The sequence below is a fragment of the uncultured Mycobacterium sp. genome (assembly GCF_964249325.1).
Lineage (GTDB): Bacteria > Actinomycetota > Actinomycetes > Mycobacteriales > Mycobacteriaceae > Mycobacterium.
The window spans coordinates 3,039-8,943 of sequence record NZ_CAXUCH010000101.1 but is presented as its reverse complement, the minus strand read 5'-3'; the positions used below and the strand labels follow the sequence as shown (position 1 = coordinate 8,943).

Genomic DNA, 5,905 nt, shown 5'->3' with positions numbered 1-5,905 from the left:
GCCTGATCGACCATGCCCAGGCCGGCCCGCAGTACCGGCACCAGCAGCGGTGGGTTGGCCAGCCGCACCCCGATGGTTTCGGCGAGCGGGGTGCGCACCTGGACTGTCTCGCTGGGCGCGTCGCGGGTGGCCTCGTAGACCAGCATCAGCGTCAGGTCGCGCAACGCGGCACGGAACGCGGCATTGTCGGTGCGTTCGTCGCGCAGTGCAGTGAGCCGCGCGGCGGCCAGCGGATGGTCAACGACGTGCACTTCCACAGACGTTGACCCTAGCCGGATGACGACCGGCTCGAAATGGCCTGCACGAAAGCCCAGTTATGCTCCGGCTGGCCGCGCGGCTGCCGGTGCAGCAAATGCGAAGCGAAAAATGTGACCGGCAATTGCGGACACCAGCTTCGTCGCCGCCATAAACGAGCCGGCGCAAGATCGGCAGTTGATCTTGAAATGCGTTCTCACCTTTGAAGATTATGGAGCTGACACGCCGATCGCCATTAAGCGTGATGTGGCAAACGATTCCTATACTTCCCGGCATGATTGGTCCCGGATGGCGAAAAACCACGGGATTCCGAATCGTCGGGCTGTCCGGCGCTTTGGCGTTCTTGGGCGCGCTGATTTTCTTCGTGCCAGCGCATGTCGCCAAAGTAGCCCCGCCGGTCGACATTGCGGCGGCCACCATCCCGACCCCGGCGCACGTCGTCATCGTGATGGAGGAAAACCGCGACCCAGATGACGTCATCGGGAACGCGTCAGCTCCTTACATCAACACACTGGCCGCTAATGGCGCATACATGACGCAATCGTTCGCGGAAACACATCCGAGCGAACCGAACTACATGGCGTTGTTTGCCGGCCGCACATTCGACCTGATTTGGGACTTCTGCCCGGTCAACGAAGGTAACACCCCCAACCTTGGCGCTGAATTGCTTGCCGCCGGACGCACGTTCACCGGTTTTGCCGAAGACCTGCCGGCCGTGGGCTCAACAGTCTGCACATCGGGTAAGTATGAGCGCGTCCATGCGCCGTGGGTCAACTTCAGCAACGTCCCGGGAACTGATTCGGTGCCGTTCTCGGCATTTCCTGGCCCGTCCAATTACGCCAGCCTGCCGACGCTCTCATTCGTCATCCCCAACATCGACAACGACATGCACAACGGATCGGTAGCGCAAGCCGACAGTTGGCTGCAGCAGCATCTGTCGTCGTATGCCGAATGGGCGAAGGCCAACAACAGCCTGCTGATCGTGACGTGGGACGAAAGTAACGATTACTTTTTCCCCAACCGCATTCCGATGATCTTCTACGGCGCCAACGTCAAGCCGGGAACATACAACCTGAAGATCAACCACTACAACTTGTTGTCCACGCTAGAGCAGATGTACGGGCTACCGAAGACCGGACATGCGGCGAATGCCCCGGCAGTCACCGAGATTTGGGGCGATTAGCTGCTCCCTCGCTTCACCAGAACCGCGACATTTCCATGCCACACGGGCGCGTCCATGCCAGGCGGCACGCAATAGCGCGCTTATACTCGCCGCATGCGGCGCCGGGTATGGCGAAAAGGCAAGGGGCAAACAGTCTCGCTGGTCGGCGTTTTGGCCGTCTTCGCCGCCGTCACATCGTTGCCCGCACATTTGACCGGCACAACGGCTCCGGTGAACTTTGCGGCGGCTGCTATCCCGACCCCCGCGCACGTGGTAATCGTCGTGGAGGAGAACCGCTCGCACGCCAACATCATCGGCAACAAGTCCGCTCCATTTCTCAACTCCCTTGCCGCCAACGGCGCAATGATGACGCAGTCGTTCGCCGAAACGCACCCGAGCGAGCCCAACTACTTGGCGCTGTTCGCCGGCAACATGTTCGGGTTGAAGGAAAACAGTTGTCCGGTCAACGCAGGCGCCGCGCCCAACCTAGGTTCTGAATTACTTGCCGCCGGATACACATTCGTCGGTTTCGCCGAGGACCTGCCCGCTGTGGGCTCGCCGGCCTGCAGCGCGGGCAGGTACGCGCGCAAGCATGTGCCCTGGGTCGATTTCAGCAACATCCCTGCGAACTACTCACTGCCGTTCTCAGCCTTTCCCGCACCGTCGAATTACGCCAGCCTGCCGACGGTTTCGTTCGTCATTCCCAACCTCGACAACGACATGCACGACGGTTCGATCGCTCAAGGCGACACTTGGCTCCACCAGAAGCTATCCCCGTACGCCGCCTGGGCGAAGACCAACAACAGCCTGCTGATTTTGACCTGGGACGAAGACGACAACACCGCACGTAATCAGATCCCGACCATCATCTACGGAGCCAACGTCAAACCCGGGGCCTACCCCGAACCGATCAGCCACTACAACGTGTTATCGACGCTCGAGCAGATGTATGGGCTGCCCAAAACCGGCTACGCGGCGAACGCTCCTGCTATCACCGATATCTGGGGAAGCTGACTTCGACCTGCATCGGCCCGGTCGGCCCTCAGTCGGGCAGGATGGGCGCTCGTCGTTATCCTGTGCCGCATGGCTGCTGAGCTGGTACCAATCCGACTAAGCCTGACCGCTGGCGACCGCTATACGCTGTGGGCGCCGCGCTGGCGCGACGCCGGGGACGAGTGGGAGGCGTTTCTCGGTAAGGACGAGGACCTCTATGCTTTCGAAACCGTCGCTGACCTGGTGGCCTTCGTCCGCACCGACACCGACAACGATCTGGTCGACCACCCGGCATGGAAAGACCTGACTCAGGCCAACGCGCACAAGCTCAACCCGGCCGAGGACAAGCAGTTCGACCTGATCACCGTGGAGGAACTAGTCGCGGAAAAGCCGACCGAAGAGTCGGTCACCGCCGTGGCAGCCACGCTGACGATCGTGTCGTCAATTGGGTCGGTCTGCGAATTACCAGCGGTCAGCAAGTTCTTCAACGGCAACCCGTCGTTGGGCACGCTGGCCGGCGGCATCGAGCACTTCACCGGCAAAGCGGGGCTTAAACGCTGGAATGCGATCGCCCGGATCATCGGGCGGGGCTGGGACGACGTCCTGGCCGCAATCGACAACATTGTGCGCACCCCAGATGTCGATGCTGCGGCCTCGGCCCGGGCCGCCGAGGAATTGGCCGAACCTCCCGAGGATGACGACGAAGAGACCGTCACCGAAGACGAGGCGGCAGGTGACACCGACGTCAGCGAAGCAAGCGAGGACGCCGAGGAGGCCCCTGCCGCTGCCGACAGTCTGGTGCTCGGTAGCGACCAGGACTTTTGGTTGAAGGTCGGCATCGACCCGATTCAGATCATGACCGGCGTCGGCACGTTCTATACGCTGCGCTGCTATTTCGACGACCGCCCGATTTTCTTGGGTCGCAACGGGCGTATCAGTGTCTTCAGTTCGGAACGGGCGCTGGCCCGCTATCTCGCCGACGAGCACGACCACGACCTGTCCGACCTGAGCACCTACGATGACATTCGCACCGCGGCCACCGACGGATCGCTGGTGGTCGATATCACCGACGACAACGTCTATGTCTTGACGGGCCTGGCCGACGATCTGGCAGACGGACCCGATGCGGTGGACCGCGAGCAGCTGGACTTGGCGGTCGAGCTGCTTCGTGATGTCGGCGACTACGCCGAGGACAACACCGTCGATAAGGCGCTCGCTACCGAGCGGCCGCTGGGCAAGCTGGTGGCCTACGTGCTTGAACCGGGCTCGGTCAGCAAGCCCGCCGCCCCGTATGCCCAGGCGGTGCGGGAGTGGGAGCAGCTGGAACGGTTTGTGGAGTCGCGGCTGAGGCGCGAATAGCGCCGCAAGCCGCCGACGACCTTGGACCTGAGAGTCGCGGCTGAGGCGCGAATAGCGCCGCAAACTTGCTAGTTGGCGGGCTTCACGTTTTCGCTGTTGTGCGCCGGTGCTCCCGCGTTTCGGGGCGACGGGCCAGCGGTAGCAGCCGATGGTCGCGGGTGAACACGCGACGCACCAGCCCGAGCGCAACCACCACCGTCGTGACCGCGACCGAGCCCAAGATGAGGAACATCACGACTGCCTGCACCAGTACAGCCTGGACCGGCGATACCCCCGCCAGAATGAGTCCGGTCATCGCGCCGGGCAAGAACACCAGCCCGGTCGCTTTGGTGGTCTCGATCTGCGGCGAGACGGCCGACCGCAACGCCGTTCGCAGGTAGGGCGCGGCCGCCTGTCGATAGGGCTGACCGAGGGCCAGCCGCGCTTCGACCTCGTCGCGTTTGTCGCGCAGCTCGTCGACCAGTCGGCGGGCCACCAGGACGGTGGCAGTCATCGAGTTGCCGATCATCATCCCGGCGATCGGCACCAGGGTGCGGGGCTGCAGCGGGAACACCCGCAGCCCGAATATCACTCCAAGTGTGACCACCGCCGCGGTGGCGAACGCGGTGATGGCCAGCGGCGCCGGCCGGGGCACCTCCGGGGCCCGCCTGCGCGCAACGTCGCCCGCGTAGGCGACCATGCCCGCCGTCCACGCCCACGACCACCACAGCGAGCGACCCGGCTCGAACAGCAACGCTAACGCGCTGCCCACCAGCAGCAACTGGACCAGTGCGCGGATGGCCGACCACACCACCTGGCGCTCCAGCCCCAACCGCTGCCACAGCGAGATGGCCGCCGCGAACCCGACCAACGCCAGCGACGTCGCCAGACCAACCCATCCGACCTGGCCGTTCACCGCATCACCTCCCCGTCTTCCGGCTTGGACGCCGCCGGTTCAACCCCCGTGCAGCGGCCTTTGTCGATATGGACGACCCTGTCGGCGATGCGCTCGGCCTGCGCCGAGTCGTGGGTGACCCACAGGGCCGGGATTCCCTCGCTGGCAAGGTCACGTACCGCCTGTTCGATCACCCGTGCCGCGACAGCGTCGACGGCGGAGGTGGGTTCGTCGAGTAGCAGCACCTGGGGTTGCGCCGTGAGCGTGCGGGCCAGGCACACTCGCTGCGCCTCCCCGCCGGACAGCGCGGTCGCGTCGCGGTCAAGCCACGATCCGGTCAGCGCCACCCGCGCCAGAGTCTCGGTCATTTGGGCGTCGGACGCGCCTGGGTCGGCGGCCCGCAAATTGTCGGCAACCGTGCCGGGAAACGGTGTTGGACGCTGGAAACACATCCCCACCTGCCGTCGTAACCACAGTGGATCAATTCCGGCAATGTCGTTGCCGCGGAACAGGACTCGCCCGCTGGTCGGCACCTCCAGGCGATTGCACAATCGCAGTAACGTCGACTTGCCCGATCCTGACGGGCCGAAGACCACCGTCACCCCGTGTTTCGGGATGGCCGCGGTGAATCCGTCCAGTGCGCGCACACCTTTGCGCTCCACCACGACGTCGGCGAAGTCGAACACCGAGTCCGTATCGACCAAGACGCCTCCTGCTGTGCGCGGTTCGCTATCCGATCAGCACCGCGTAGCGCGGCTTGATGATCTCGTCGATGATCGCCAGCCGCTCGTCGAAGCCGATGAACGCCGACTTCATCGCATTGATGGTGAACCGCTCCAGGTCGGACCAGCCGTAGCCGAATGCTTCTGCCAGCCGGTGCATTTCACGGCTCATGGATGTGTCGCTCATCAACCGGTTGTCGGTGTTGATGGTGACCCGGAACCGCGCCCGGGCCAGCAGATCGAACGGATGCTCGGCGATGCTGTCGACGACACCGGAATGCACATTGGAGCTTGGGCACAGCTCCAGCGGAATTCGCTTGTCCCGCAATATCGCAGCCAGCCGGCCAAGTCGTACCCTGCCGTCGTCGTCTATGTGGATGTCGTCGACAATCCGGACCCCGTGCCCTAGCCGGTCGGCGCCGCAAAACGCGATCGCCTCATGGATGGACGGCAACCCGAATGCTTCACCGGCATGAATAGTGAAGCGGGCGTTATGGTCCCGCATGTACTCGAAAGCGTCCAAATGTCTCGTGGGCGGGT

Annotated in this window: 5 protein-coding genes and 2 pseudogenes (2 of these 7 only partly in view); 3 read left to right on the top strand and 4 right to left on the bottom strand. The window is 63.7% G+C overall.

Going from position 1 to position 5,905, the window contains the following annotated elements; translation table 11 throughout:
* Window positions 1–257 (bottom strand): annotated as a pseudogene (upp, locus tag ACFE99_RS14005) (uracil phosphoribosyltransferase) (it extends 363 nt beyond the left edge of the window).
* A gap of 272 nt (window positions 258–529) precedes the next feature.
* Here upp and ACFE99_RS14000 point away from each other — a divergent pair.
* The 3 genes from ACFE99_RS14000 (at window position 530) to ACFE99_RS13990 (ending at window position 3,769) form a co-directional block, all read left to right on the top strand.
* Entirely contained in the window at window positions 530–1,438 is a 909-nt protein-coding gene (locus ACFE99_RS14000; protein WP_375486216.1) for an alkaline phosphatase family protein, read from the top strand.
* A gap of 93 nt (window positions 1,439–1,531) precedes the next feature.
* Window positions 1,532–2,431: an alkaline phosphatase family protein gene (locus tag ACFE99_RS13995; protein WP_375486214.1), complete on the top strand. Its 900-nt coding sequence runs from the start codon at window positions 1,532–1,534 to the stop codon at window positions 2,429–2,431.
* 69 nt (window positions 2,432–2,500) lie between these two features.
* A complete protein-coding gene (locus ACFE99_RS13990) occupies window positions 2,501–3,769 on the top strand; it encodes a primosomal protein (protein ID WP_375486212.1) in 1,269 nt (422 codons plus the stop codon).
* Window positions 3,770–3,851: 82 nt separating this feature from the next.
* On the opposite strand, the gene ACFE99_RS13985 is transcribed toward ACFE99_RS13990, so the two are convergent.
* From ACFE99_RS13985 to ACFE99_RS13975, 3 genes and pseudogenes are all read right to left on the bottom strand, one after another.
* Window positions 3,852–4,664 (bottom strand): ABC transporter permease, encoded by an 813-nt coding sequence (locus ACFE99_RS13985; RefSeq protein ID WP_375486210.1) that lies wholly within the window; start codon window positions 4,662–4,664, stop codon window positions 3,852–3,854.
* A complete protein-coding gene (locus ACFE99_RS13980; protein ID WP_375486208.1) occupies window positions 4,661–5,347 on the bottom strand; it encodes a phosphate ABC transporter ATP-binding protein in 687 nt (228 codons plus the stop codon). Before ACFE99_RS13980 ends, ACFE99_RS13985 begins: the two co-directional genes overlap by 4 nt.
* 25 nt (window positions 5,348–5,372) lie before the next feature.
* Window positions 5,373–5,905, bottom strand: a pseudogene (locus ACFE99_RS13975) (adenosine deaminase family protein) (it continues 478 nt past the right edge of the window).

Excerpts from the sequence above, each read along its gene's own strand:
- ACFE99_RS14000 (WP_375486216.1), top strand. The coding sequence starts at position 530 with ATGATTGGTCCCGGATGGCGAAAAACCACGGGATTCCGAATCGTCGGG.
- ACFE99_RS13995 (WP_375486214.1), top strand. The coding sequence starts at position 1,532 with ATGCGGCGCCGGGTATGGCGAAAAGGCAAGGGGCAAACAGTCTCGCTG.
- ACFE99_RS13990 (WP_375486212.1), top strand. The coding sequence starts at position 2,501 with ATGGCTGCTGAGCTGGTACCAATCCGACTAAGCCTGACCGCTGGCGAC.